The organism is Mesorhizobium sp. M7A.F.Ca.ET.027.03.2.1 (assembly GCF_003999175.1).
Taxonomy (GTDB): Bacteria; Pseudomonadota; Alphaproteobacteria; order Rhizobiales; family Rhizobiaceae; genus Mesorhizobium.
This window is the reverse complement of record NZ_RZOM01001764.1, coordinates 1-619: the sequence shown is the minus strand read 5'-3', so window position 1 is coordinate 619 and position 619 is coordinate 1. Positions and strand designations below refer to the sequence as shown.

Below are 619 nucleotides of genomic sequence, written 5' to 3'. Positions count from 1 at the left end.
CAACATCCCGTTGCCGACATGGCGACCGGAAAGCCCGACGCGCCAGCTTGAAGCAGACAAATCAGGCGATGCGGTCGCTGCATTGCTGGCCTTGAACCGCGCCGATGACGGCCACAATGGGTTGGCCGGCCAGCGGGTCTCGGTTGACCACTCGCAGCCCGAAGATCGCGTCAGGACCAGCCCGAAGGCCGACCGTGTCCAGCCAAATCTCGATCCCGAAGCCACCGCGGTCATCGTGCCGGCAGCGTTGTCCCGGCCGATTGAGACAGATCGTGGCATCGCCGGCGAAGCTAGCACTGCGGCGGCGCCCGTCATTGCCGCCAATCTCATCCGCACAGCGCCGGAGCACATCTATCTCGATGGATTCCAGCCGCGAGGACAGACCTCCGATCACCGGCGCTTCACCGGTTCCGCGGTCAAGTTCCTGCCCATCGCCAGCTTCAAATAGACGCCAGCCCTCGTTCGAGCCTACGTGGATGTGTTGCACGATTGGCTTGGCTGCCATGGGATAGCAAGTCATGCCGAACTCTCGATTGCTCTGTAAGAGAAGTTCCAAATTTGACAAACATGTATGAAATTGTAAGATAATCGTCTTTCCGTCGGCGATGGGCGATGACAA

At 59.9% G+C, this 619-nt stretch carries 1 pseudogene; it reads left to right on the top strand.

The annotated features are described in order from the left end of the window. A pseudogene (locus EN750_RS37920) lies at positions 1 to 448 on the top strand (peptidase M15); the annotation flags it as partial. Between the last annotated feature and the right edge of the window lie 171 nt (positions 449 to 619).